25 protein-coding genes and 1 pseudogene are annotated in these 22,936 nt (G+C 74.7%); 16 read left to right on the forward strand and 10 right to left on the reverse strand.

Going from position 1 to position 22,936, the window contains the following annotated elements; genetic code table 11:
* Positions 1–58: 58 nt before the first annotated feature.
* The 3 genes from AB0K43_RS02210 (at position 59) to AB0K43_RS02220 (ending at position 3,466) form a co-directional block, all read left to right on the forward strand.
* On the forward strand, positions 59–961 hold the full coding sequence (locus AB0K43_RS02210; protein WP_363635255.1) for an SPFH domain-containing protein: 903 nt from the start codon (positions 59–61) through the stop codon (positions 959–961).
* A 13-nt stretch (positions 962–974) separates the two neighbouring features.
* Positions 975–1,178 carry a hypothetical protein gene (locus tag AB0K43_RS02215; RefSeq protein WP_363634827.1) on the forward strand — a complete coding sequence of 68 codons (204 nt, stop codon included), beginning with the start codon at positions 975–977 and terminating at the stop codon, positions 1,176–1,178.
* A gap of 158 nt (positions 1,179–1,336) precedes the next feature.
* Entirely contained in the window at positions 1,337–3,466 is a 2,130-nt protein-coding gene (locus AB0K43_RS02220; RefSeq protein WP_363634829.1) for a SpoIIE family protein phosphatase, read from the forward strand.
* A 41-nt stretch (positions 3,467–3,507) separates the two neighbouring features.
* On the opposite strand, the gene AB0K43_RS02225 is transcribed toward AB0K43_RS02220, so the two are convergent.
* From AB0K43_RS02225 to AB0K43_RS02240, 4 genes are all read right to left on the reverse strand, one after another.
* The gene (locus AB0K43_RS02225) at positions 3,508–4,044 is read right to left on the reverse strand and encodes a ferritin-like domain-containing protein (RefSeq protein WP_363634831.1); all 537 of its coding nucleotides are present in this window, start codon (positions 4,042–4,044) and stop codon (positions 3,508–3,510) included.
* Positions 4,045–4,193: 149 nt separating this feature from the next.
* Positions 4,194–5,408: a glycerophosphodiester phosphodiesterase gene (locus tag AB0K43_RS02230; protein WP_363634833.1), complete on the reverse strand. Its 1,215-nt coding sequence runs from the start codon at positions 5,406–5,408 to the stop codon at positions 4,194–4,196.
* A 122-nt stretch (positions 5,409–5,530) separates the two neighbouring features.
* Positions 5,531–5,659 (reverse strand): hypothetical protein, encoded by a 129-nt coding sequence (locus AB0K43_RS02235; protein WP_363634835.1) that lies wholly within the window; start codon positions 5,657–5,659, stop codon positions 5,531–5,533.
* Positions 5,638–5,880 (reverse strand): hypothetical protein, encoded by a 243-nt coding sequence (locus tag AB0K43_RS02240; RefSeq protein WP_363634837.1) that lies wholly within the window; start codon positions 5,878–5,880, stop codon positions 5,638–5,640. The genes AB0K43_RS02235 and AB0K43_RS02240 overlap by 22 nt, the downstream gene beginning before the upstream one ends.
* Positions 5,881–6,039: 159 nt before the next feature.
* Here AB0K43_RS02240 and AB0K43_RS02245 point away from each other — a divergent pair, with 159 nt between their 5' ends.
* Positions 6,040–7,557, forward strand: coding sequence for an MFS transporter (locus AB0K43_RS02245; RefSeq protein WP_363634839.1), 1,518 nt, complete (start codon positions 6,040–6,042; stop codon positions 7,555–7,557).
* Positions 7,558–7,625: 68 nt separating this feature from the next.
* Positions 7,626–8,378: a TetR/AcrR family transcriptional regulator gene (locus AB0K43_RS02250; RefSeq protein WP_363634841.1), complete on the forward strand. Its 753-nt coding sequence runs from the start codon at positions 7,626–7,628 to the stop codon at positions 8,376–8,378.
* Positions 8,379–8,388: 10 nt separating this feature from the next.
* On the opposite strand, the gene AB0K43_RS02255 is transcribed toward AB0K43_RS02250, so the two are convergent.
* Entirely contained in the window at positions 8,389–8,814 is a 426-nt protein-coding gene (locus AB0K43_RS02255; protein ID WP_363634843.1) for a hypothetical protein, read from the reverse strand.
* A gap of 201 nt (positions 8,815–9,015) precedes the next feature.
* On the opposite strand from AB0K43_RS02255, the gene AB0K43_RS02260 reads away from it, so the two are divergent.
* Positions 9,016–9,549, forward strand: coding sequence for a DUF4240 domain-containing protein (locus AB0K43_RS02260; RefSeq protein WP_363634845.1), 534 nt, complete (start codon positions 9,016–9,018; stop codon positions 9,547–9,549).
* Between the two features lie 48 nt (positions 9,550–9,597).
* A complete protein-coding gene (locus AB0K43_RS02265; protein WP_363634847.1) occupies positions 9,598–10,116 on the forward strand; it encodes a DUF6584 family protein in 519 nt (172 codons plus the stop codon).
* A 102-nt stretch (positions 10,117–10,218) separates the two neighbouring features.
* On the opposite strand, the gene AB0K43_RS02270 is transcribed toward AB0K43_RS02265, so the two are convergent.
* Positions 10,219–11,685 carry an APC family permease gene (locus tag AB0K43_RS02270; RefSeq protein WP_363634849.1) on the reverse strand — a complete coding sequence of 489 codons (1,467 nt, stop codon included), beginning with the start codon at positions 11,683–11,685 and terminating at the stop codon, positions 10,219–10,221.
* A 439-nt stretch (positions 11,686–12,124) separates the two neighbouring features.
* Here AB0K43_RS02270 and AB0K43_RS02275 point away from each other — a divergent pair, with 439 nt between their 5' ends.
* Entirely contained in the window at positions 12,125–13,363 is a 1,239-nt protein-coding gene (locus tag AB0K43_RS02275; protein WP_363634851.1) for an MFS transporter, read from the forward strand.
* Positions 13,364–13,432: 69 nt separating this feature from the next.
* The gene (locus AB0K43_RS02280; protein ID WP_363634853.1) at positions 13,433–14,383 is read left to right on the forward strand and encodes an endonuclease/exonuclease/phosphatase family protein; all 951 of its coding nucleotides are present in this window, start codon (positions 13,433–13,435) and stop codon (positions 14,381–14,383) included.
* A 12-nt stretch (positions 14,384–14,395) separates the two neighbouring features.
* Here the strand turns inward: AB0K43_RS02280 and AB0K43_RS02285 are convergent, their stop codons facing one another.
* Complete coding sequence (locus AB0K43_RS02285; protein WP_363634855.1) at positions 14,396–14,842, reverse strand: MarR family winged helix-turn-helix transcriptional regulator; 447 nt, start codon at positions 14,840–14,842, stop codon at positions 14,396–14,398.
* A gap of 62 nt (positions 14,843–14,904) precedes the next feature.
* On the opposite strand from AB0K43_RS02285, the gene AB0K43_RS02290 reads away from it, so the two are divergent.
* Positions 14,905–15,693: an alpha/beta hydrolase gene (locus AB0K43_RS02290; RefSeq protein ID WP_363634857.1), complete on the forward strand. Its 789-nt coding sequence runs from the start codon at positions 14,905–14,907 to the stop codon at positions 15,691–15,693.
* Here the strand turns inward: AB0K43_RS02290 and AB0K43_RS02295 are convergent.
* Together AB0K43_RS02295 and AB0K43_RS02300 are read right to left on the reverse strand one after the other, a co-directional pair.
* Complete coding sequence (locus tag AB0K43_RS02295; protein ID WP_363634859.1) at positions 15,690–16,742, reverse strand: HEAT repeat domain-containing protein; 1,053 nt, start codon at positions 16,740–16,742, stop codon at positions 15,690–15,692. The genes AB0K43_RS02290 and AB0K43_RS02295 overlap by 4 nt on opposite strands.
* A 29-nt stretch (positions 16,743–16,771) precedes the next feature.
* A pseudogene (locus AB0K43_RS02300) lies at positions 16,772–16,927 on the reverse strand (siderophore-interacting protein); the annotation flags it as partial.
* 331 nt (positions 16,928–17,258) lie between these two features.
* Between AB0K43_RS02300 and AB0K43_RS02305 the strand changes: the two are divergent.
* The 6 genes from AB0K43_RS02305 to AB0K43_RS02330 are packed head-to-tail and all read left to right on the forward strand — an operon-like array spanning position 17,259 to position 21,648.
* The gene (locus AB0K43_RS02305) at positions 17,259–17,561 is read left to right on the forward strand and encodes an urease subunit gamma (protein WP_363634861.1); all 303 of its coding nucleotides are present in this window, start codon (positions 17,259–17,261) and stop codon (positions 17,559–17,561) included.
* Positions 17,558–17,869 (forward strand): urease subunit beta, encoded by a 312-nt coding sequence (locus tag AB0K43_RS02310; RefSeq protein WP_363634863.1) that lies wholly within the window; start codon positions 17,558–17,560, stop codon positions 17,867–17,869. The genes AB0K43_RS02305 and AB0K43_RS02310 overlap by 4 nt, the downstream gene beginning before the upstream one ends.
* On the forward strand, positions 17,862–19,586 hold the full coding sequence (locus tag AB0K43_RS02315; protein WP_363634865.1) for an urease subunit alpha: 1,725 nt from the start codon (positions 17,862–17,864) through the stop codon (positions 19,584–19,586). The genes AB0K43_RS02310 and AB0K43_RS02315 overlap by 8 nt, the downstream gene beginning before the upstream one ends.
* A complete protein-coding gene (locus AB0K43_RS02320; RefSeq protein ID WP_363634867.1) occupies positions 19,586–20,236 on the forward strand; it encodes an urease accessory UreF family protein in 651 nt (216 codons plus the stop codon). Before AB0K43_RS02315 ends, AB0K43_RS02320 begins: the two co-directional genes overlap by 1 nt.
* 10 nt (positions 20,237–20,246) lie before the next feature.
* A complete protein-coding gene (ureG, locus tag AB0K43_RS02325; RefSeq protein WP_363635257.1) occupies positions 20,247–20,927 on the forward strand; it encodes an urease accessory protein UreG in 681 nt (226 codons plus the stop codon).
* Positions 20,911–21,648, forward strand: coding sequence for an urease accessory protein UreD (locus AB0K43_RS02330; RefSeq protein WP_363634870.1), 738 nt, complete (start codon positions 20,911–20,913; stop codon positions 21,646–21,648). The genes ureG and AB0K43_RS02330 overlap by 17 nt, the downstream gene beginning before the upstream one ends.
* Positions 21,649–21,661: 13 nt before the next feature.
* Here AB0K43_RS02330 and AB0K43_RS02335 read toward each other — a convergent pair whose 3' ends face one another.
* Positions 21,662–22,912, reverse strand: a complete 1,251-nt coding sequence (locus tag AB0K43_RS02335; protein ID WP_363634872.1) for a Tat pathway signal protein — start codon at positions 22,910–22,912, stop codon at positions 21,662–21,664.
* Positions 22,913–22,936: the final 24 nt, after the last annotated feature.

Here is a 22,936-nt window from a genome sequence, read left to right on the forward strand (position 1 = left end):
GCCCACCGTGGCCGTCCAGCCTGCCGATCCCGCACCGGCCGAGGGCCTCGCCGTCGAGATGCCCGCCCCGAAGGTCACCGAACGGGTGATCACCGGAGCACCCGGGCTGCCCATGCTCGCGCTGAGCCTGCTCACCGTCCTCGCCGGCATCGGCCTGCTGGTCGCGGGTGCCGTCGTCCAGGCGAACGGCGGATCCGCGCTCGGGGTCACCCTGGTCGTGCTCGGGCCGCTGACCCTGGTGACCGGCCTGGTGCTCTGCCGCGGCCTGACCGCCGTCGCCCCCGGACAGGCCCGGGTGGTGCAGCTGCTCGGCCGCTACCGCGGCACCGTCCGGGCCGACGGGCTGACCTGGCTGAACCCGTTCGCCGGCCGCCGGCCGATCTCCACCCGGATCCGCAACCACGAGACCGAGACCGCCAAGGTCAACGACGCGGACGGCAACCCGATCCAGATCGCCGCGGTGGTGGTCTGGCAGGTCGAGGACACCGCCAAGGCCGTCTACGAGGTGGACGACTTCGTCGAGTTCGTCGCCATCCAGACCGAGACCGCCGTGCGGCACATCGCCAACAGCTACCCGTACGACGCCCACGCCGAGGGGCAGATGTCGCTGCGCGACAGCGCCGACGAGATCACCCGCACCCTCTCCGCCGAGATCGACGCCCGGGTCGCCTCGGCCGGCGTGCGGGTGGTCGAGTCGCGGATCACCCGCCTCGCCTACGCGCCCGAGGTGGCCCAGGTGATGCTGCAGCGTCAGCAGGCCGGTGCGGTGGTGGCGGCCCGCCGGCTGATCGTGGAGGGCGCGGTCGGCATGGTGAACCTCGCACTGGAGCGGCTCGCCGAGGAGAATGTGGTCGAGCTGGACGAGGAGCGCAAGGCCGCGATGGTGAGCAACCTGCTGGTGGTGCTCTGCGCGGAGCGCGGCACCCAGCCCGTGGTCAACACCGGTTCGCTGTACCAGTAGGAGAGGGAGCCAGGTGGCGACGGAGCGCAAGAAGATCCTGCTGCGGCTGGATCCGGCCGTCCACGACGCGCTCGCCCGGTGGGCCGCCGACGAGCTGCGGAGCACCAACGCCCAGATCGAGTTCCTGCTCCGGCGGGCGCTGACGGACGCCGGCCGGATGCCGGGCGGCGTGCCCCGGATCCCCGCCCGCGGCCGGCCCCCGAAGGCGCAGGAGTAGCCTCCGCGGCGCGCCGGGCGGGGGCGTGCGGACGCCGGTCGGCGGCAACCGCCCGGGGCCGCCCCGGGCCGCCGGCTCGGACGCCTGTGCGGCTGGCCCGGTTGACCAGGTGTGATCGGGGTAGAGGCGTACCGGAGCCTGCCGAGGAGAGGGGCGCCATGAAGCCTGCCCGCCCACGGCCGCGGTCGCGGCCCGAGTCGCCGCCGCAGCCGAAACTCCGGACGCCCGCCGGCGCGCCCGCGCGGCGCCCGCTGCCGGTGCTCGACGACCTCGGGGTGGCGGCGGTGGTGCTGGACGCCCGCGGGCGGATCGCCCTGTGGAGCCCGCAGGCCGAGCGGCTGTTCGGGTACGCGCCCGCGGAGGTGCTCGGCCGTAGCGTGCTGCGGCTGCTCGCCGCCGACTCCGACACGACCGAGGTGCGACGGCTCTTCGAGGTGGTCATGCACGGCGCCGGCCACTGGGAGGGAGGCTTCCCGGTCCGGCGCAAGGACGGCGGCACGGCCCTCTCGGAGGTCCGCGCAATGCGCCTGCACGACGCGCTCGGCCGCCCCTACGTCCTCGGCCTGGTCTCCGACCGGGCCGCGGCCGTCCGCCTGGAGCGGGATCTGGCGCTGTCCGCGCGGCTGGTCTCGCAGACGCCGGTGGGCCTCGCGGTGATGGACACCGAGCTGCGCTGCGTGGCGGTCAACCCCGCGCTGACGGCCGTCAACGGCGGCCCGGCCGCCCGCTTCGTCGGACGCAGCGGCGCCGAGGCGCTGCCCTTCCTGGACCGCGCGCAGTTCCTGACGGCCGCGGCCGAGGTGCTGGCCACCGGACAGCCGATCCTGGACCGCACCGGTACCACGCCCGCCCGGGCCGACGGCACCGCGGCCCGCGCCTGGTCGGTCTCCTTCTACCGGCTCGAGGACGCCCAGGGCACGGTGCTCGGGTTGGCCGCCTCGGCCGTCGAGGTCACCGACCGCCACCGCGAGCACCTGGAGCTGGAGCGCGGCCGCCGCCGGCTCGCGCTGGTCGCGGACGCCTCGCTGCGCATCGGCACCACGCTCGACCTGGCGCGGACCGCCGAGGAGCTGGCCCGGCTGTGCGTCCCGGTGGTCGCGGACGTCGCCGCGGTGGACGTGATCGACGCGCTGCTGCCCGGGCACCGCCGCTCCGAGGCCACCGAGGGCGGCACCTGCTTCCGCGCGCTCGCCGTCGCCGCCGAGCACCCCGGCCCCGCCATCGAGGCCGCCGACCCGCCCGGCGAGGCGGCCGAGTACGGCGAGGACCGCCTGGTGACCAGGTGCGCCCGCACCGGCCGGCCGGTGCACCTGCGCACCCTGGGCCCGGGCGACCTGGCCCGGATCGCCCGCAGCCCGGAGGCGGCCGCGCTGCTCGCCGAGGCCGGGGTGCACTCCTACCTGGCCGTGCCGCTGATCGCCCGGGGCGAGGTGCTCGGGGTGCTCGACCTCAAGCGCGCCGCCAACCCCGATCCGATCGAGGAGGACGACGTCCTGCTGGCGACCGAGCTGGCCGCCCGGGCGGCGGTGGCCATCGACAACGCCCGCTGGTACCAGCGGGCCCGCAACACCGCGGTCACCCTCCAGCGCGGGCTGCTGCCCAGCCCTGGAGCCGTCCGGCCGGGGCTGGAGATCGCGTACCGCTACCAGCCGGCCGACCAGGCGGACGAGGTCGGCGGGGACTGGTTCGACGTGATCGCGCTGGCCGGCGGCCGGACGGCGCTGGCGGTCGGCGACGTGATGGGCAGCGGGATCGAGGCCGCCACCACCATGGGCCGGCTGCGGACCGCCGCGTACACCCTGGCCGGGCTCGGTCTGCCGCCGGCCCGGCTGCTGCACCATCTCGACCGGATCACCGAGGGGCTCGGCCCGCAGATCGCCACCTCGCTCTACGCGATCTTCGACCCGGCCACCGGCGAGCTCCAGGTGGCCGACGCCGGCCATCCGCCGCCCGTCCTCCTCGGGGCGTCCCAGCCCCCCGAGCTGCTCGCGGTGGAGCCGGGGGTGCCGCTCGGGGTGGGCGGCGGGGTGTACCGGACCCTGACCACCCGGCTGCTGCCGGGGGACACCCTGGTGCTGTTCACCGACGGACTGGTGGAGAGCCGGGCGGAGCACATCGACGAGGGACTGGCCTCGCTGCTGGAGCTGTCCGCCGGTCTGGCCACCGTGCCGCTGCCCGAGCTCTGCGACCGGCTGATGGCCCGGCTCCGGCACCGGCGGCACTCGGACGACGTCACCGTCCTCGCGGCCCGGGCCACCGGGCTCCATGCCGCCGGTCCCCGGGCCTGAACGCGGGCCTGCGCGCGGGCCTGAATGCGGGGCGGCGCCCGTCATGCCGCCAGGAGGTCGGTCAGGTCGTCGGCGTGCTCTTCCTCCTCCTCCAGGATCGACTCGATCAGCCGCCGGGTGGTCGGGTCGTGGTCGCCGAGCCAGCGGGCGATCTCCTGGTAGGCCGAGATCACGATCCGCTCGGCCAGCAGGTTGTGCTCCAGCATGGCCTTGAGGTCCTTCTCGTCCGGCGTGGTGTAGTCGGTGTGGGCGCGCTGCACCAGCGTCGCCGGGTCGAAGTCCGGCTGGCCGCCCAGCTGGGAGACCCGCTCCGCGGCCCGCAGCGCGTGCTGCATCTCGGCGGCGGCGTGCTCGGTGAACTCCGCCGCGACCTGGGCGCGGTCGATGCCGGTGGCGGAGATCGCGTGCCGGGTGTAGCGCAGCCAGCACACGATCTCGGTCGCCACCACGTCGTTGAGGATGGCGATCACCTTGTCGGTGTCCAGCCCGTAGGAACCGGTGACCGGGCCCTCCGACATCTTCCGGCGGGCGTCCTCGCGGATCCTGGTGACGTCGAGGACGAAGTCGTCGGTGGTCATGGGCGCTCCCGTGGTTAGCTGGTGGTCTTCTCCGCCACCTCTTCCACCTGCCCGCCGTTCGCATGCGTGCCGCCGTAGCGAGCCACCGGTTCGGGGGACGGCGCGGCCCCCGGCCGAAGCCTCGGTTCGGGGGCCGGCCGGACGGAGCGTCAGCTCACCCCGCGGGAGGCCCAGAAGTCGCCGCGGGCCAGCACGGTGGTGTCGCTGTTGTCGGTGAAGAAGCCGTCCACGCCGAGCTCGTAGAGCCGCTTGGCCCAGCTGATCGAGTCGCCGTACGCGGCCGGGTCGGTGCCCCGGCGGAAGTCGGCGGGCAGGAAGCCGTTCTCGTTGCGGACGGTGTACGGGTGCAGCACCAGGCCGGCCCGGTGGGCGTCCGCGACCAGCGTGGTCGGCGTCGTGAGCTTGCCGGTGGCCGGGTCGGTCGGGGCGATCAGCTCGGTGGTGGGACCGATGCCGTGCGAGAAGCCGGCCAGCCAGCGCAGCCCGTCCGGCGTGACCAGGTCCGCCACCGTCCGGGGGTCGTTCGCCAGCACGAAGTCGTACGGCCGGGTGGTGGCCCCGCCGAGCAGCTGGACCCGGGGGTTGCCGACCAGCTTCGCCAGCCGCTGCAGGCTGCTGGGCTCGAAGGACTGCAGGATCGCCCGGCCCTGGCGGCCCGCCAGGCCGGCCCGGCGCAGCTCGTCCGCCAGCCGCTCCTCCAGCGGGAGGCCGATCGACCGGAAGTAGCTGGGGTGCTTGGTCTCGACGTACAGCCACACCTCGCGGCCGAGGGTGCGCGAGCGGCGGGCGGCGAACTCGGTGACCTCGCGGAAGGTCGGGATCGGCCAGCGGCCGTCGTAGAGGGTGTTGCGCTGGCGCTGCTGCGGCAGCCGCTCCTTGGCGCGCAGGGTGCGCAGCTCGGCGAGGGTGAAGTCTTCGGTGAACCAGCCGGTCAGCGTCACACCGTCGACCGTCCTGGTGGTCCTGCGGGCGGCGAAGCCGGGGTGGTCGGCGACGTCGGTGGTCTCCGCGATGTTGTTCTCGTGCCGGACCACCAGCTGGCCGTCCTTGGTCGGCACCAGGTCCTGCTCGATGACGTCGGCGCCCAGCTCCAGCGCCAGCTCGTACGAGCCGAGGGTGTGCTCGGGGCGGTAGCCGCTGGCGCCGCGGTGGCCGATGACCAGCGGGTGCGGCAGCCGGTCGAGGCCGGTTCCGGTGCGCACCGGCGGGCGGGTGCCGGCGGCCGGCTGCCCGTCCGTGAGGCCGTCGGCGGCGGCCTGCGGCACCCCGGCGGTGCCGAGCGCGGCGACCCCGAGGCCGACGGCCCCGGTGGCCCGCAGGAACGAGCGGCGGGAGGAGTTCTCCCCGGTCGGACGGTTCGTCATGTGCTGCACTCCCTGCTGGCGGGCCGGCGCATTCCGACCCGCACCCTAGGGCGTCCGTCCCCTCCCCGCGGTGAACCGTGGGCGAACCGGCCACCAACCGGTGCCGAATGCATGACAATCCGTCAGGCCACCAGAAGGACAGTCTTCTTCCGCCCGCGGGACGACACCAGCACCGCGATCAGCAGCCCCACCATGCCGACGGCCGTGACCAGCAGTCCGGCGGCGAAGGTCAGGAGCGGGGCCGGGGCCAACCCGAACACCCCCGGGCTCCGGACCAGCCGGCTCCGCACGTCCTGGCCGGCGATGGGCCCTGGTGGCCGTTGTCGTCGTAGTAGCGGGAGTCGAGCGAGTTCGGCCGGTTGTCGCCCATCAGGAAGCCGGCCGCATCGCTGGACAGCTCGTCGCCGCCCGCACCGACCACCCGCTGGAGGTACGGGCCGGGGCCGAACGACCCGGGCGGGGTGAACCTCACGATGTCGCCGCGCCGACCCCGCGGTCGGATCGGCACCTCGTACGGACGGCGCGCGGTCGGGCCCGCACCCGGGCCCCGCCGGAAAACGGCTGGCACCCGCCGGGAGGTTCTTCTACGGTGTACAAGTCTTATACGCCGTAGAACGAAAGGGGAGTGGGCATGCCCCAGCCCGAGCGTCGACCGGACCGCTGGCTGATCCTCGCCGTCATCTGCCTGGCCCAGCTGGTGGTGGTGCTCGACAACACCATCCTCAATGTCGCCGTGCCCTCGCTGACCGAGGGGCTCGGTGCGACCACCGCGCAGACCCAGTGGGCGATCGGCGCGTACTCGCTCGCCCAGGCGGGCCTGCTGATCGCCGCCGGCGGGCTCGCCGACCGGTACGGGCGCAAGAAGGTGCAGCTGCTCGGCCTCGCCCTGTTCGGGGTGGGCTCGCTCGGGGCGGCACTGTCGGCCAGCCCCGGGCAGCTGATCGCGGCCCGCGCGGGCATGGGCGTCGGCGGCAGCCTGCTGCTGGCCACCAGCCTGGCCATCGTGGTGCGCACCTTCGACCAGGACGAGCAGCCCAAGGCCATCGCCGCCTGGACGGCCGTGGCCTCGCTCGGCGTGGCCCTCGGGCCGGTGATCGGCGGGCTGCTGCTCGCCCACTTCTGGTGGGGCGCGGTCTTCCTGGTCAACCTGCCGGTCGCCGTCCTCGGCCTGATCGCCGTCGCCCGGCTGGTGCCCGAGTCCAAGGACCCGCGCGGCGACCGCCCCGACCTGCTCGGCGCCGCGCTCTCCACGGCCGGCCTGGTCGGCCTGGTGTACGCGGTGATCCAGGGCCCCGGCAGCGGCTGGACCGCGCCCCGCACCCTGCTGCCCTTCGGACTCGGCCTGCTCTTCCTGCTGGCCTTCGGGCTGTGGGAGCGCCGGATCGAACACCCCCTGCTGGACCTGGAGTTCTTCCGTGACGCCCGCTTCCGGGGCGCCGTCTCCGGCGGCGTGCTGGTCAGCTTCGGGATGGGCGGCTCGCTCTTCCTGCTCACCCAGCACCTGCAGTTCGTGCTCGGCTACGCCCCGCTCGCGGCCGGGCTGCGCACCGCCCCGATGGCCCTCACCGTGGTCGCGCTCAACCTCACCGGCGCGGGCATCCGGCTGACCTCCCGGCTCAGCCCGCCGGTCGCCGTGGCCACCGGTCTGGCCCTGCTGGCGGCCGGCCTGGCCGCGATCGCCGAGTTCGGGCACGGCGGCTCCTACCCCGGCATCCTGCTGGGCCTGGTGCTGATGGGTGCGGGTGTGGCCTGCGCCCAACCCGCCATGGCCGGTGCGGTGATGACCTCGATCCCGCCGGAGAAAGCCGGTATCGGCTCCGGACTGATGGGCACCCTGGGTGAGCTGGGCAACTCGCTCGGCGTCGCGGTGCTCGGCGCGGTGCTCACCGCCGGATTCGCCGGCTCGCTGCCGGCGGGCCTGCCGGACTCGGCCGCCCGCTCGCTCCCGGACGCGCTGGCCGCCGCCGGCCCGTCGGCCGCCTCCCAGGTCCGCTCCGCCTTCGCGGACAGCCTGACGGCCGGCCAGCTGATCGGCGCCGTCGCGGTGCTGCTGGGCGGCCTGGTCGCCGCCTGGCTGCTGAGCCGGGCCGCGCAGCAGCGGGCGGCCGCGGCGCCCGGGCCGGTCGAGCCGGTCGCCCAGCAGGGCTGAGCGGCCATCTACGATCGCTGCACGGCCGCTCCCCGGCGGCCGTGCAGCGATCACCGAAGGACCGGACCATGGCCGACCAGCCCCGCGACCCCGGCGTCAGCATCTGGGTGGCCCCGCCCAAGGCCCGCCGAAGGGGCAGCGCGCCCACCGGGCTCAGCCGGGAGCGGATCGTGCGCGCGGCCCTCGCACTGCTCGACGCCGACGGCGTGCCGGCGTTCTCGATGCGCAAGCTGGCCGGTGAGCTCGACGTCACCCCGATGTCGGTCTACTGGTACGTCGACAACAAGGACGAGTTGCTGGAACTGGCGCTCGACGCGGCCTTCGGCGAGATGCGGATCCCGCCGCTGGGCGAGCACGGCGACTGGCGCGCGCACCTGCGGACCTTGGCCCGCGAGTACCGGAGTTGCTTCCAGCGGCACCCCTGGGCCGCCCAGCTGTCCGGCCGGTTCCTGGCGCTGGGGCCGAACGCGCTGTTCCTCTCCACCAGTGCCGTCGGCACGGTGGCCCGCAGCGGCCTGTCCGGCGACGCGCTGGGGGCGGCACTCGGCCTGGTCCTCCAGTTCGCGTACGGCTTCGCACTGGGCGAGGCGCAGTGGTTGGTGCGGGTCCGCGACTCCGGCTCGACCGAGGACGAGCTGCACAAGTCCGTGTACGGCATCGTCGAGCGGGCCGACGCCCGTTTCCTGGAGAACGCCGACTGGATCCGCCCCGAGGTCGAGGGTGGCGTCGCGGCCGCCCGCGACCGCCAGTTCGAACTCGGCCTGGACATGGCGCTGGCCGGCATCGACGCCGCCGTCCGCACCGCGCCCGACCCGGGCTGACCAGGACGCCTCAGGGGATCTTCCACTCCTGGGACTTGTTGCCCGGGGTACAGGTGGTCATGGTGACCCGGTTGCCCGCGCCGTGGTCGGTCAGGCAGGTGTACCCCATGTAGTCCTCGAGGGTGTAGGCGCCCGCGGTGGTCGCGCGGTCGACCTTCCAGTTGTTGAGGAAGCTGAAGCCGCCGGACAGGTCGACGCTGTCGTCCTGCTCCTGGACCAGCTCGGGGGAGCTCAGGTTGCACGCGTTGAAGTGGTGCCAGCTGCTCGGGACGGTGTGGATCCAGCCGTAGGCGGTCGCCCCGCCCATCACTGCGGCGTTGCCGCCGGAGAGGTTGTCGTCGGCCAGCCCCAGCTTGAGGCTGTCGCCGACGTTGACGGTGGCGCCCCAGCCGGTGCCGCCGATCCGCTCGAGCAGGGTGTAACGCCCTCCGAGCACGGTCCCCCGACCCCACATTGCCCCCGCCCCCTTGTCGTGCCCGACCCCAGCGGGCGATCGATCGCACAGTCTGCCGGAGCGGTGAACGGGCCGGCTCCCCACGGTGGCAGCTCTGCTGAACACCCGTCAGCCCCAGGAGGCCGGGGTGCCCGGCCCGCCGAGACCGTTCGGCTGTCGGTGCCGGGCGGCATGATCTGCCGCATGGACAGGGACGAGTTCTGGCAGTTGATCGAGCAGGCCCGCGGCAGCGTCTCGGACCACGACGACGGTGAGGCGGTGGCCGCCCGCGCCACCGCGTTGCTGGCGGCCCGGCCGCGCGAGGAGATCGTCGCGGCCCAGCAGGTGTTCTGGGACCTGATGGCCGACTCCTACCGTGATCCGCTGTGGGCGGCCGCCTACCTGATCAACGGCGGCTGCTCGGACGACGGCTTCGACTACTTCCGCGGCTGGCTGATCCTCCAGGGCCGCGAGACCTTCGAGCGGGCCGTCCGGGAGCCGGACACGCTGGCGCAGTGGCCCGCCGTGCGGGCGGCGGCCGCCGAGGAGGAGGAGCTGGAGTGCGAGGACGCCCTCGGCATCGCCTGGGACGCCCACCTCGCGGCGACCGGCGCGGAGCTGCCCGAGGACTCCTTCACCATCCACCTTCCGGACCTCGGCCCGGCCGAGGCGCTGGACTTCGACGACGACGCCCAACTCGCCGCCCGGCTGCCCCGCCTCGCCGAGCTGTACGGATGACCGGGAAAGGCGTTTGATCACCCGGGTGCCAGGGCCGATCATGTGCCGATGAGCATCAGGTCCACCCTCGCCGCCGTGGACGCGGACCTCGCAGCGGGCCGGGTACCGCTGGCCCGGCAGCGGCTGCGCGGCCTGGTGGGCTCGTACCCGGCCGACCTCGCGGTGCGCCGCCGGCTCGGCGAGGTGTACCGGCGGTACGGCGAGCCCGTCCAGGCCGGGCGCTGGACGTACCTGGAGGCGGACCGCGATCCCGCCGAGGTCGCGGCCTTCGAGGCGCGCCACCCGGATCCGCTGGACCGGATGCTGGCCCTCGGCTGGCGCGGGCCGGAGCAGGCCGCCGGCACCGACGTCGCCCGCGCCCGGCTCGCCGAGATCCGGGCCGCGGCGGGCGAGGCCACCGGCCGGGCCGTCGGGTGGGAGGACGTCCGGGCCCTCGCGGGTCGGGCGGCGGCCGAGCAGGCGTCCGGCGGCTCGCAGACGCTCGGCTGCGCGGCCCTGGTGGTGCTGGCGCTGCTCCTGGGGTGGCTGCTGGTGCTCGGCGTCATCCGCCTGGTCGGCTGGTTCTGAGGGCGGGCCGCACGGCTGCACGGCCGAACGCCGGCACCCGGGGCACGGAGGCCTTGGGTGCCGGCGTTTGGCGGTGGGTCGGTACGTGGTTCGGGAGGCGGTTCAGGAGGCGGCGGAGGAGAGGTCCGCGGTCTCGGGGGCCGGCTGCCGCGGCGCCGCGCCGGCCTGGATCCGGCGGGCCCGGCGGGCGAGCAGGGGGTAGAGCAGACATGATCCGACGATCACCACCAAGCCGTAGGTCACGGCCTGGGTGCCGCTCTCGACGTACTGCTGCCAGGCGGCCCAGGCGCAGACGCCCAGCAAGCTGACCACGATCGCGCCGATGCTCCACCAGCCGCCGGGGATCCGGTACGGGCGCTCCAGGCCCGGCTCCTTGATCCGCAGGGCGATCAGGGCGGCGACCTCCAGCAGGATGCCGATGTTGGTCAGGAAGACGTCGAAGATCACCAGGTTGGTGAAGCTGCTGAGGCAGAACACCGCGTAGATGACCGAGGAGCCGACCACGGAGGCGACCGGCACCCGGTAGCGCGGGCTCTCCTTGGCGAGCCAGGCCGGGAAGTAGCCGTCCTTGGCGAGGACCAGCGGCAGCCGGGAGTTGGAGGCCAGCAGCGCCGAGAACATCGCCACGGCGGCGAACATGCCGCCCACGGTGACGGTGACCTGGAGCCAGGGGCCGGCCAGCTGCTCGGCGACGGCGGAGAACGACCCGGCCTCCCAGTTCCGCCAGCCCGCGTCGCCGTCCGCGCCGGTGGCGAGCGAGGCGATGGTGGGCAGCAGGTAGCCGACCATGATCAGCACGATCGAGACCGCGAGCGCCCGGGGCAGGTGCCGGCGCGGGTTCTCCATCTCGCCGGCCACATTGGACACGCTGTCCCAGCCGCAGTAGTTCCACATCACGATGAACAGGCCCGCGCCGAAGGCGTTCCAGGTCGACTGGTCGGCGCCGGTGGTCAGCGAGCCGACCGGGTTGATCCCGTCGCCCACCAGGTGGGTGATGCCGATCACCGAGAGGATCAGCATCGGGAGCAGGCAGACCACCGCGAAGACGACCGAGGACTCGCCGACCCAGCCGGCCCCGAGCAGGTTGAGCAGGGTGAAGACGACGATGACCGCGAGACAGATGAACCAGTTCAGGTCGAACTGGAAGTTCCCGAGCCGGAACAGCACGTGCTCGCCGGGCGCGACCGCGCCCACCAGGCTCTGCAGGTAGCTGGTGAACAGGACCGGGTAGACGGCCATGTCGACAAAGCTGCAGATCCACTGCAGCAGGCCCTGCTGGAAGCCCCAGAACTTGCCGAGCCCGCGCTTGACCCAGTGGTAGTAGCCGCCCTCCGCCGGAATCGCGGTGCCGAGCTCGGCCACCACCAGCGCGTGCGGCACGCTGTAGATCAGCGGTGTCACCATGATCAGCAGGATCGCCATGCCGGGCCCGGAGGTCGAGAACAGCTCCTCGATGCCGTACGCGCCACCGGACACGCTGAAGAAGATCAGTGCGACCAGCGGCATCATCCGTACCCGCTTGGGGGTGGGCAGGCGGTTCGGGGCAGGGCCCACCGGAACGGCGGTCATGGTCACCTCGGAGTGGTCGGCGCGGATCGTGGAACCCGGATCGCCCGGGTCGGTCGCGCGGCGCCGAGTCGATTCGGCTGGGTGACCGAACGGCTTCCGGGAGCGCCCCCGACACCTGGCCCGGCGGAGTCCTAGGAGTCTCCGGCCTGTGGCCCGTCACCACAATCGATCATCATGACAGGCGTCGTGTGTCGCCTTTGACACTGTGCAACCGTGCCCGGGTGCCCCAGGGCGGGCGGACCGGAGGTCTGTCGACATCAAGTATCTTGACATCGAGATACTCTCCGGGGCAGGCTTCCCTCGATCTCTTGATGTCGAGATATATCCGAGGGGACGGACGATGCTGCGCGGTGCACGGGGCGAGGGACGGTCGAGGGGCGACGGGCACGGGCTGGTGGCGCAGCTGCGTAATCCGCCGGGCGGGCGCAATGCGCGGATCATGCTGCTCGCCCTCGCGCTGGACCGGACCGGATCGGGCCTGTGGGCCTCCGCCTCGGTGCTCTACCTCACCTTCGTGGCGCACCTGAGCGCCGAGCAGATCGGCCTCCTGCTGGGCGTGGCCGGGGTGGCGGGCATCCTCGGCTCCCCGCTCGCCGGGCGCCTGGCCGGCCGGTTCACGGTGCGCCCCCTGCTGATCGGCTGCCACCTGCTGCGGCTGGTGACCCTCAGCCTGCTGCTGCTGTGCACCGGCTTCGAGGCGCTGCTCCCCGTGGTCGCGGTCACCTACCTGGGCGACCGCGCGGCGAAGACGCTGGAGATGCTGTTCGCCACCCGCACGGCGGGGGAGCGGCGCGCGGCCTACCAGGCACTGTCGCGCAGCGCGGCCAACGCGGGCTACGCCCTCGGTGCGGGGATCGCGGCCATCGGCCTCGCGGTCGCCACCGACGAGGCCTACCGGGTCATGATCCTGGGCGACGCGCTGTCGTTCGTCGTCGCCGCCGCACTGGTGTGGCGGACCGGGGAACCGGCCGACGGCCGGGCCACCGCCGTGGCCCCCGAGGTGGCCGCGACCGGCGACCGCCCGGCCGCCCGGCGGGCGAACCCCTGGCGGGACCGCGGCTATCTGACCTTCGTGCTGCTGGACATCCCGATGAACATCGATGACTCGGTGCTCGGCGTCGCCCTGCCGCTGTGGCTGGTGCACCACACCTCGGCGCCGCACGCCCTGGTCCCGGCCTTCCTGATCCTCAACACCGTGCTGGTCGTGCTGCTCCAGGTGGGCGTCTCGGCGCGGGCCGAGGGGCCGGGCCGGGCGGCCCGGGCGGTGCGGGTGTACGGGGGAGTGATGCTGCTGTGCTGCCTGGTGGTGGCCGCCTCCGGCTGGACCTCCGACCGGGCCGGCGGCCTGGTGGCCGGAGCCGTGCTGCTCGGGGCGGCGCTGCTGGCCACCCTGGCCGAGCTGATGCGCTCGGTGAGCTCCTGGGAGCTGGCGGTGCTGCTCGCACCCGAGGACGCCCGCGCCTCGTACCTGGGGGTGGCCGGGATGTCCCAGTCGATCCAGAAGTCCGCGGGGCCGCCGCTGCTGACCGGCGCGGTGATGGCCGCCGGGCCGGCCGGGTGGGTGCTGCTGGGGGCGGTGGTGGCCGGCCTCTCGGTGGTGCAGCAGCGCCGCTGCTCCCGGCGGCTCCTGCCGGCCGGGCCGGTGCCGGCCCGGCCGGTGGACGCCGTCGCGGCCTGACGGAACCCGGGCGGGCGCGCCGGCGTCCTTCTCCGCGCCGTCCGTCGACCGGAGCTGGGGGGAGCCGCCGTGAGGCAGTGGCCGCGTGCCGTGACGGGCCGTCGGCGCGGGGTGGTGCTCGCCGCCGCCGCGGTGCTGGTCGCCGCCCTGCTGGCCGGGCACCGGCTGGTGCCCGATACGGGCTGGCGGCTCGGCAGCCTGCTGGAGGCCTTCCTGCCCTGGCTCGGCCTGGCGGTGCCGGTGCTGCTGCTGGGCGCGCTGGTCCGGCGCTCGGTGCTCGCGACGGCGGCCGTGCTGCTGCCCGCGGTGGTCTGGGCGGCGCTGTTCGGCGGCCTGCTGCTCGACTCCGGCGCGGCCGCCACGCAGGGGGATCTGACGGTGGTGCAGCACAACGTCAGCGACGAGAACCGGGATCCGGCCGGCACCGCCGGTGCGCTGGCGGCCACCGGCGCCGACCTGATCGCCCTGGAGGAGCTGACCGCACCCGCGCTGCCCGTCTACGAGGCGGTGCTCGCGCCCGCCTACCCGTACCACGCCGTCGCCGGCACCGTCGGCCTGTGGTCCCGGTACCCGCTCACCGACGCCCGCCCGGTCGACCTCAAGCCGTCCGGGCTCGCCGCCGACTGGCAGCGCGGCCTGCGCGCCACCGTACGGACGCCGCGCGCCGAGCTGGCCGTCCACGTGGCGCACCTGCCCTCGGTGCGGATCGGGCCCGGGGGCTTCGCAAGCGCGCGCCGGGACGAGAGCGCGGCCCGGCTGGGAGCGGCCCTGGACGCCGAACCGCTGCGCCGGGTCATCCTGCTGGGTGACCTCAACAGCACCCTGGACGACCGCGGCCTGCGCCCGCTGACCTCCCGGCTCACCCCGGCCCGCTCGGGCTTCGACCTCACCTTCCCGGCCGCCTTCCCGCTGGCCAGGATCGACCAGGTGCTGTGCCGCGCCGTCACACCGGTCGCCACCTGGACCCTGCCCGCGACCGGCAGCGACCACCTGCCGATCGCTGCCCGGATCGGATTCTGACCGACCGGCGGCTCACTGGGTCCCGTCGGCCCCGTCGGCCCCGTCGGTCCGGTTGGTGAGCAGGCGGTCGAGGAGGCCGCCGAGGGTGTCCAGTTCGGTGCTGCTGAGCGGGGCGAAGGACTCGGCCAGGACGCGGCCCAGCAGGGCCTCGCCGGCCTCGCGGACCTCGCGGCCGCGGGTGGTGAGCCGGTGTCGGACGGCTCGGCCCGGGCCTGGTGCGCGCTCGATCAGGCCGCGGTCCACCATCCGGCCGGCCAGGGTCCCGAAGGCCTGGTCGGTCTGGAAGGTCAGCTGGGCCAGGTCGTGCAGGGAGGCGTCGGGGTTGCGGTCGAGGTGCCGCAGCGCGTCCCACTGGACGAGGCTGACGCCGAGCGTCTTGAGTTCGGCGTTCATGGCCTGGTGGTGGCGGTGCTGGAGGCGCTTGACGGCCAGGCCGAGGCTCTGGAGGGAGGTGCTCACAAGGCGATCCTAGGCGACGGGCAAGGTTGTTTATATCAACATGCTGATCTAAGGTTGTTGATATGAACCCAGTCGAGCATTCCACCGTGACCCTGTCCTTCGATTCCGCCGAGCTGACCGTCGCCCGGTTCGGCGCGGGGCGCCCGACCTACCTGCTGCTGCACGGCGGGGCGGGGCCGCAGTCGGTCGCCCCCTTCGCCGCGCTGCTCGCCGCCGAAGGCCAGGGCCGGGTCGTCGCCCCGACCCACCCCGGCTTCGGCGGCACCCCGCGCCCGGAGCGGCTTGCCGACGTCCCGGCCCTGGCCGTGCTCTACCGCGACCTGCTGGACCGGCTCGACCTCCGGGACGTGATCCTGGTCGGCAACTCCATCGGCGGCTGGATCGCCGCCGAACTCGCCCTGCTGGACAGCCCTCGGGTGGCCGGGCTGGTCCTGGTCAACGCCGTCGGCATCCTGGTGCCGGAGTCCCCGATCGCGGAGGTCGCGGGCCTGTCGCCGGTCGAGCTGTCCCGGCTCAGCTACCACGACCCGGCCCTGTTCCGGTTCGACCCGGCCGCCCTCACCGAGCAGCAGCAGGCCGTCTTCGCCGGCAACCGGCAGGCCCTCGGCGTGTACGGCCGTGGCTCGGCGATGGCCGACCCGGGGCTGCGGGAGCGGCTGGCCAAGATCTCCGTGCCCACCCTGGTGCTGTGGGGCGAGAGCGACCAGGTCGTCCACCCGGCCTACGGGCGGGCCTTCGCCGGCGCGATCCCCGGCGCCGAGTTCCGCCTGCTCCCCGGCACCGGCCACGTGCCGCAGCTCGAAACCCCGCAGCAACTGCTCACCGCGCTGCGGGAGTTCGGGGCGCGTTAGGCCCTGTCGGCGGATCCGGCAGGAGGGCTCAGGTGAGCGTCCTCCTCGACGTCCTCGGCCGCCAGCGCCGCGGCGCGCCCCACCGCGCCGCCCGCCCGGGCCAGCAGCGGCTCGACCGACCAGCTGAGGGTGGAGTGGGCGGTGCCGACGGTGAGGGTCAGGCCCGGCTCGAAGCGGTCGGAGGTGACCGAGACGGCCGCGTCCGGCAGCAGCGGCTGGAGGGTCTCGACCAGCGACCAGGCCTGCCTGTCCAGCGCGGCCCGCGCCACCGGGTCGCAGGAGGCCAGTGCCTCGGCGAGGCCGGGAGTGGCGGGGTCGAGGGCGCGGAGCCCGGGCAGCAGCTCCGCCGCCCCGAGGACGGCGGCCGCGCGCAGCGTCAGCGGGTCGCCGCCGGACCAGGCCAGCAGCTCGCCGAGCGGCCGTACGGCGCGCGGGTCATGACGGACGGCCAGGCCCCGGACGCCCTCCGCGCGGGCCTGGTGGTAGGAGTCGCCGGCCCGCGCCCACAGGGCCGCCCGGACGGCCGGGGTGTCCACCTCCAGCTGGAAGCCCAGGGCGAAGGTCGCCCAGTTGCGGACCTCGGGCTCGGGGTCGGTGGTCAGCCGGATCAGCGCGGGCACCTCCGGGTCGCCCGGCAGCTCCGGCGCCACCGAGGCCAGCGACCGCGCCACCGCCTCGCGGACCTCGGGGTCGACGTCCTCGGCCAGCGACACCAACTGCGCCACCGCGCGCTCGTCCTGGGTGGCGCCCAGCGCGGCGACCGCGAGCCGGCGTACCGTCCGGTCCGCTTCGGCGGGCAGGTGGGCGAGCAGGGCGGTCGCCGCCGGTGCGCGGACCTCCTCGTGCAGGCCGCCCGCCCGCCGCAGCAGCCGGCAGCCGACCGCGCGGGCGGCAGGGCCGGGGTCGGACAGCAGGCGGGTGCCCAGGCGCAGCGCGGTGGCGCCGTCCGCCGCCACCCGGTCGAGCAGGGCGCCGGTGCCGGCGGCGCCCCGGCGGTCGGCGTCGGCCACGGCCCGGTCGATCAGCGCCGATGCGCTCGCGAGGTCCACGGCGTCATTGTCCTCCCGCCGGCCGAGGGTCACCGCTGGGCCTCGGTCAGCCGCTCCCGGGCCTCGGCCAGGTCCTCCGGGGTCGGTGCGTCGTCCTGGGTGAGGCTGAGGCGCCAGTAGCCGGCGCAGTCCACGGACGGCTTGGCCAGGCCGCGGTCCTCCACCAGGTGCCGGCGCAGCGCCCTGGCCGTGCCCGCCGGGCTGTCCGTCCTGCTCGACGGGATCGAGGCCGCCGTCCGCCGGGCCTGAATGTTTCGTTCTCCGACCGCCACCCCCGGGTCGTGGCAACTCTGGGTAAATTCGCCGCCAACGGGCCGTCGAGGGCCTGGGAGGGCGGAAGTTCGTCGGCTACCGTAACCGCGAGTTCGACCCTCCTGTTGTGCAGGGCCGAGGCGGCTCTGCCGGGCGGTGCAGCCCGTGCGTCCCCCGCCCGCCCGGCCGATCCTGCGCGCCCGAGGCCGTCCGGGGCACACCGCCGTGTCCGCACGATCCTGACTTCCCACCCGAGGTCCGCAGATGAAGCTCACCCCGCACGAGCAGGAGCGTCTGCTCATCCACGTGGCCGCCGACGTGGCCCGTGCCCGGCAGGCCCGCGGCCTGCGCCTGAACCACCCGGAGGCGGTCGCACTGATCACCTCGCACGTGCTGGAGGGCGCCCGCGACGGCCGGACCGTCGCCGACCTGATGGAGTCCGGCCGGCATGTGCTCGGCCGCAAGGACGTCATGGAGGGCATCGCCGAGATGATCCCCGACGTCCAGGTCGAGGCCACCTTCCCGGACGGCACCAAGCTGGTCACCGTGCACGGGCCGATCCTGTGACGCCCGGTGAGATCCTTTACGGCGAGGGCGTGATCGGCCTCAACGCCGACCGTCCGGTGACCCGGCTGACCGCCGTCAACGCCGCCGACCGCCCCGTGCAGGTCGGCTCGCACTACCACTTCGCCGAGTCCAACCCCGGCCTGGAGTTCGACCGCCGGGCCGCGTACGGGCTGCGGCTGAACATCCCGGCCGGCACCGCCGTCCGCTTCGAGCCGGGCATCCCGGTCGAGATCGAGCTGATCCCGATCGGCGGCCGGCGCGAGGTGCACGGGCTGCGCGGCGAGGTCGCCGGAGGCCTCGATGGCTGACCGCCACGCGCTCCACCTCTCCCGCGAGCGCTACGCCGACCTCTACGGCCCGACCACCGGTGACCGGATCCGGCTGGCCGACACCGACCTGCTGATCGAGATCGAGGAGGACCGCAGCGCGGGCGGGGACGAGGTGGTCTTCGGCGGCGGCAAGGTGATCCGCGAGTCGATGGGCCAGGCCCGCACCAGCCGGGCCGAGGGTGCGCCGGACACCGTGATCACCGGCGCGGTGGTGCTGGACCACTGGGGCGTCGTCAAGGCCGACATCGGCATCCGGGACGGCCGGATCACCGCCCTCGGCAAGGCCGGCAACCCGGAGACCATGGACGGGGTGCACCCCGCCCTGGTGATCGGGCCGGAGACCGAGGTGATCTCGGGCAACGGGCGGATCCTCACCGCCGGTGCGATCGACGCCCACGTGCACTTCATCTGCCCGCAGCTGGCGGACGAGGCACTCGGCTCCGGGATCACCACCCTGATCGGCGGCGGCACCGGCCCGGCCGAGGGCAGCAAGGCCACCACCGTCACACCCGGCGGCTGGCACCTGGCCCGGATGTTCGCCGCGATGGACGACCTGCCGCTCAACATCGGTCTGCTGGGCAAGGGCAACACCGTCAACACCGTCGCCATGCACGACCAGTTGCGCGGCGGTGCACTCGGCTTCAAGATCCACGAGGACTGGGGCGCCACCCCCGCCGTGATCGACGCCTGCCTGCGGGTCTGCGACCTGACCGGGGCCCAACTGGCCATTCACACGGACACCTTGAACGAGGCCGGCTTCGTCGCCGACACCCTGGCGGCGATCGCCGGGCGCGGCATCCACGCCTACCACACCGAGGGCGCGGGCGGCGGGCACGCGCCCGACATCATCACCGTGGTCTCCCAGCTCAACGTGCTGCCCAGCTCGACCAACCCGACCCGCCCGCACACCGTCAACACCGTGGCCGAGCACCTGGACATGCTGATGGTCTGCCACCACCTCAGCCCGCACGTGCCCGAGGACCTGGCCTTCGCCGAATCCCGGATCCGCCCGTCCACCATCGCGGCCGAGGACGTGCTGCACGACCTCGGTGCGATCTCCATCATCAGCTCCGACTCCCAGGCGATGGGCCGGATCGGCGAGGTGGTGATGCGGACCTGGCAGACCGCCCACGTGATGAAGGTCCGCCGGGGCGCGCTGCCCGGCGACGGCCGCGCCGACAACCACCGGGCCCGGCGCTACGTCGCCAAGTACACCGTGAACCCGGCCGTGGCCCAGGGCCTGGACCACGAGATCGGCTCGGTCGAGCCCGGCAAGCTCGCCGACCTGGTGCTCTGGTCGCCGGCCTTCTTCGGGGTCAAGCCCGATCTGGTGCTCAAGGGCGGCCAGATCGCCCTGGCCCAGACGGGCGACGCCAACGCCTCCATCCCGACCCCGCAACCCATGTTGCCCAGGCCGATGTTCGGTGCCACCGGCCGGGCGCCGGCGGCCAACTCCTTCAACTTCACCGCCCAGGCGGCCCTCGACGACGGCCTCCCCGAGCGGCTCGGCCTCGGCAAGTCGTTCCGGGCGATCAACAACACCCGGGGCGTCACCAAGGATCACATGGTCAACAACACCGCCCGCCCCGAGGTCCGGGTCGATCCCGACAGCTTCACCGTGACCATCGACGGCGAGGTCGTCACCCCCGCACCCGCCACCGAACTGCCGCTCGCCCAGCGGTACTTCCTGTTCTGATGTCCGCCTTCCTGCTGCTCGCCGACGGCCGCTTCCCGGCCGGCGGCCACGCCCACTCCGGCGGGGCCGAGGCCGCCGTCAAGGCCGGCCGGATCCACGACGCCGAGAGCCTGGCGGCCTTCCTCGCCGGCCGCCTGCACACTGCCGGCCTGGTCGCCGCCGCACTGGCGGCGACCGCCGCGGCCGGCGGCGACCTCGCCGAGCTCGACCTCGCCGCCGACGCCCGCACCCCCTCGCCCGCGCAGCGCGTCACCAGCCGGCGGCTCGGCCGCCAGCTGCTGCGCGCGGCCCGCGCGGCCTGGCCGCACCCCGCCCTCGACCAGCTGCACGCGCGGCACCCGCGCGGCGCCCACCAGAGCGTCGTCCTCGGCGTCACCGCGCAGGCCGCCGGCCTCACCCCCGAGCAGGCCGCCGCCCTCGCCGCGTACGAGAGCGTCAACGGACCGGCCACCGCCTGCGTCCGCCTGCTCGGCCTGGACCCGTACCAGGTCGCGGCCGCCCTGGCCCGGCTCGGCCCGCAGCTGGACGCGGTCGCGGCCGAGGCCGTCCGCGCCGCCCGGTCCGGGGAACTGCCCGCCGCCTCAGCCCCCTTGCTCGACGTCTACGCCGAGCAGCACGCCTCCTGGAAGGTGCGTCTCTTTGCATCGTGACCACGTCGACCTGCACGACGCCCCCGCGCACCACGCCTGGACCGACCACCGCACCGGCGACCGGCAGCGGCGCGCCCTGCGGATCGGCCTCGGCGGGCCGGTCGGCTCCGGCAAGACCGCCACCGTCGCCGCGCTCTGCCGGGTGCTGCGCGACGAACTCTCGCTCGCGGTGGTCACCAACGACATCTACACCACCGAGGACGCCGAGTTCCTGCTCCGCAACGCCGTCCTGCCGCCGGAACGGATCATCGCGGTCGAGACCGGCTGCTGCCCGCACACCGCGATCCGCGACGACATCTCCGCCAACCTGGAGGCGGTGGAGGAACTGGAGGACGCGCTCGGGCCGCTGGACCTGATCCTGGTCGAATCCGGCGGCGACAACCTCACCGCCACCTTCAGCCGCGGCCTGGTGGACCACCAGATCTTCGTGATCGACGTCTCCGGCGGCGACAAGATCCCGCGCAAGGGCGGCCCGGGCGTCTCCAGCTCCGACCTGCTGGTGATCAACAAGACCGACCTCGCCCCGCTGGTCGGCGCCGACCTCGACGTGATGGCCCGCGACGCCGCCGCCCAGCGCGGTGACCTGCCCACGCTCTTCTGCTCGCTCGCGACCCCGGACGGCATCGCGCCGATCGCCGCCTGGGTCCGCGCCCGCCGGGCCGCGTGGAGCGCCGTTGACCAGCACGCTTGAGGCCGCCGCCCGGATCGTCGCCGAGCCGGACGGGCGGGGCGGCACCGCGCTGCCCGTGCTGGCCGGCGCCGGACCGATCGCGCTGCGGCAGACCCGGGGCGGCCGGGTCACCCTGGTCGGGACGATGGCCGCCCCGCTCGGCGGCGACCGGCTGGCGCTGCGGGTCGAACTCCGGCCCGGCGCCGAGCTGGCGGTCACCAGCGCGGCGGCCACCATCAGCCTGCCCGGCCGCGAGGCCGGGCCGGCCCGCTACGAGATCGAGCTGACCGTGGGGGAGGGTGCCCGGCTCGACTGGCTCCCCGAGCCGGTGGTCGCCGCCGCCGGCAGCCACCTGGTGCTGACCACCCGGGTCGTCCTCGCCCCCGGCGCCGGGCTGCGGCTGCGGGAGGAGCAGGTGTTCGGCCGGCACCACGACTGGGCCCGCGGCGCCCCGCCCGGTCGCCTCACCTCCCGCCTGACGGTCCACCTGGCCGGCCGCCCGCTGCTCGACCAGCAGACCGACCTCGGCCCGGGCGCCCCCGGCTGGTCCGGCCCCGCGGCCCTCGGCGGCCACCGCACCCTCGGCCAGCTGCTCACCGTCGGCCTGCCGGCGCCGCCGCCCCCGCCACCCGGCACGGATGCGGCCCTGCTCGACCTCCCCGGAGGCGGGGCCACCCTGCTGACGGCGCTCGCCCCGGACGCGCTGGCGCTGCGGCGGCTGCTGACGCTCCCGGCGGACTGACCGGCCGGCCCGGTCAGCCCACGAACGCCATCGCCGGGTACGTCGGCGACGGCCCGTCCAGCAGCGTGCCGCAGCTGCCGCGCAGCCAGCGGTCGAAGTACCCGGCCAGATAGGCCTCGGTGGTGCGGATCGCGTCGGCCGGATCGATGGTGCCGATGTCGGCGGCCCGCACCGCCGGGTCCAGGCCCAGCTGGGGGATCAGCGCCTCGGCGTCGGTGAAGGAGGCGTGCTCCGAGCCGAGCAGCGTCAGCTGGCGGGTCCAGCCCGGTGTGTGGTCGCGGAAGGCCTGCCAGCCGGGGCCGGTGTCCGTCTCGCCGTCCTTGCCCAGCAGCAGGAACGGCCGGTCCAGCCCGTGCTCGGCCACCGGCATCAGCGAGCCGTCGAAGTTGGTGAGGTTGCCGTCGAGGTCGATGCCGGCGTCGATCCGGGGGTCGGCGTCCATGGCCAGCGCCGCCGCCGTGCCGCCCATCGAGTGGCCGAACATGCCCACCCGGGACAGGTCCAGCGCCCCGCCGAGCCCGGCCGGCAGCCGCCGCCCGTCCGCGTCCGGGTTCCGCCCGGCCGCCAGCAGCCGCAGCTGGTCCAGCACGAAGCGGGTGTCCTCGACCCTGATGGCGAGGGCCTTGCGGATGAAGGGGTCCGGGTCGCCGGGCGCCACCATGGTGGCGAGCGAGCCGTCCGGGAACTGGACCTCGGGGGCCTCGTAGGTGTGGTCGACGGTGACCACGACGTAGCCGCGGGCGGCGAGGTCCGCCACCAGGGTGGTACCCCAGGTCCGCGGCTCGCCGAGGCCGGGGGAGTAGAGCAGTACGGGCCGCCCGCCCCGCTCGGTCGCCACCGGCGCGTCCTGCCACGCCTGGGTACGGGTGCCCGCCCAGTCGGCCCGGCCGGGCGGGACGCCCAGCCGCAGGTAGTCGTCGGCCGTCACCGCGTCGAAGTGCGCGGCCGCGGCGGCCAGCATGTACGGCTCCGCCGGGTGGCCGGCCGTGCGGGCGGCGGGGTAGAAGACGCTCACCATCAGCTCGCGCGGGCCCCGCTCGGGCCGCCACGGATCGGCCCGGTCCTGGTCGACCAGGTGCAGCGCCGTCGCACCGACCCGGTACGGCCCGGTGGGCGCGGGAAGCGCGAGCCGGGTGGTGGTGGGGCGGTCGGCCGCCGTGGCCGGGAGCGCGGTACCCAGCAGGATGAGCGCGCCCGTGGCGCAGGCGGCCGCGGCGCGCCGGGCGGCGCGGCGGAAGGAGGCGTGCGAACGATGGATCGTCATGCCCTTCATGCTGCCGCGCCACCG

The organism is Kitasatospora sp. NPDC049258, assembly GCF_040678895.1.
In the GTDB taxonomy this organism is placed as follows: Bacteria; Actinomycetota; Actinomycetes; order Streptomycetales; family Streptomycetaceae; genus Kitasatospora.

Coding starts and splice junctions, on each gene's coding strand:
- AB0K43_RS02315 (WP_363634865.1), top strand. CDS start 17,862: ATGGCTGACCGCCACGCGCTCCACCTCTCCCGCGAGCGCTACGCCGAC.
- AB0K43_RS02230 (WP_363634833.1), bottom strand. CDS start 5,408: ATGACGAACCGTCCGACCGGGGAGAACTCCTCCCGCCGCTCGTTCCTG.
- AB0K43_RS02225 (WP_363634831.1), bottom strand. CDS start 4,044: ATGACCACCGACGACTTCGTCCTCGACGTCACCAGGATCCGCGAGGAC.
- AB0K43_RS02265 (WP_363634847.1), top strand. CDS start 9,598: ATGAGCATCAGGTCCACCCTCGCCGCCGTGGACGCGGACCTCGCAGCG.
- AB0K43_RS02275 (WP_363634851.1), top strand. CDS start 12,125: ATGCTGCTCGCCCTCGCGCTGGACCGGACCGGATCGGGCCTGTGGGCC.
- AB0K43_RS02320 (WP_363634867.1), top strand. CDS start 19,586: ATGTCCGCCTTCCTGCTGCTCGCCGACGGCCGCTTCCCGGCCGGCGGC.
- AB0K43_RS02335 (WP_363634872.1), bottom strand. CDS start 22,912: ATGACGATCCATCGTTCGCACGCCTCCTTCCGCCGCGCCGCCCGGCGC.
- AB0K43_RS02210 (WP_363635255.1), top strand. CDS start 59: ATGCCCGCCCCGAAGGTCACCGAACGGGTGATCACCGGAGCACCCGGG.
- AB0K43_RS02250 (WP_363634841.1), top strand. CDS start 7,626: ATGGCCGACCAGCCCCGCGACCCCGGCGTCAGCATCTGGGTGGCCCCG.
- AB0K43_RS02290 (WP_363634857.1), top strand. CDS start 14,905: ATGAACCCAGTCGAGCATTCCACCGTGACCCTGTCCTTCGATTCCGCC.
- AB0K43_RS02260 (WP_363634845.1), top strand. CDS start 9,016: ATGGACAGGGACGAGTTCTGGCAGTTGATCGAGCAGGCCCGCGGCAGC.
- AB0K43_RS02245 (WP_363634839.1), top strand. CDS start 6,040: ATGCCCCAGCCCGAGCGTCGACCGGACCGCTGGCTGATCCTCGCCGTC.
- AB0K43_RS02305 (WP_363634861.1), top strand. CDS start 17,259: ATGAAGCTCACCCCGCACGAGCAGGAGCGTCTGCTCATCCACGTGGCC.
- AB0K43_RS02270 (WP_363634849.1), bottom strand. CDS start 11,685: ATGACCGCCGTTCCGGTGGGCCCTGCCCCGAACCGCCTGCCCACCCCC.
- AB0K43_RS02220 (WP_363634829.1), top strand. CDS start 1,337: ATGAAGCCTGCCCGCCCACGGCCGCGGTCGCGGCCCGAGTCGCCGCCG.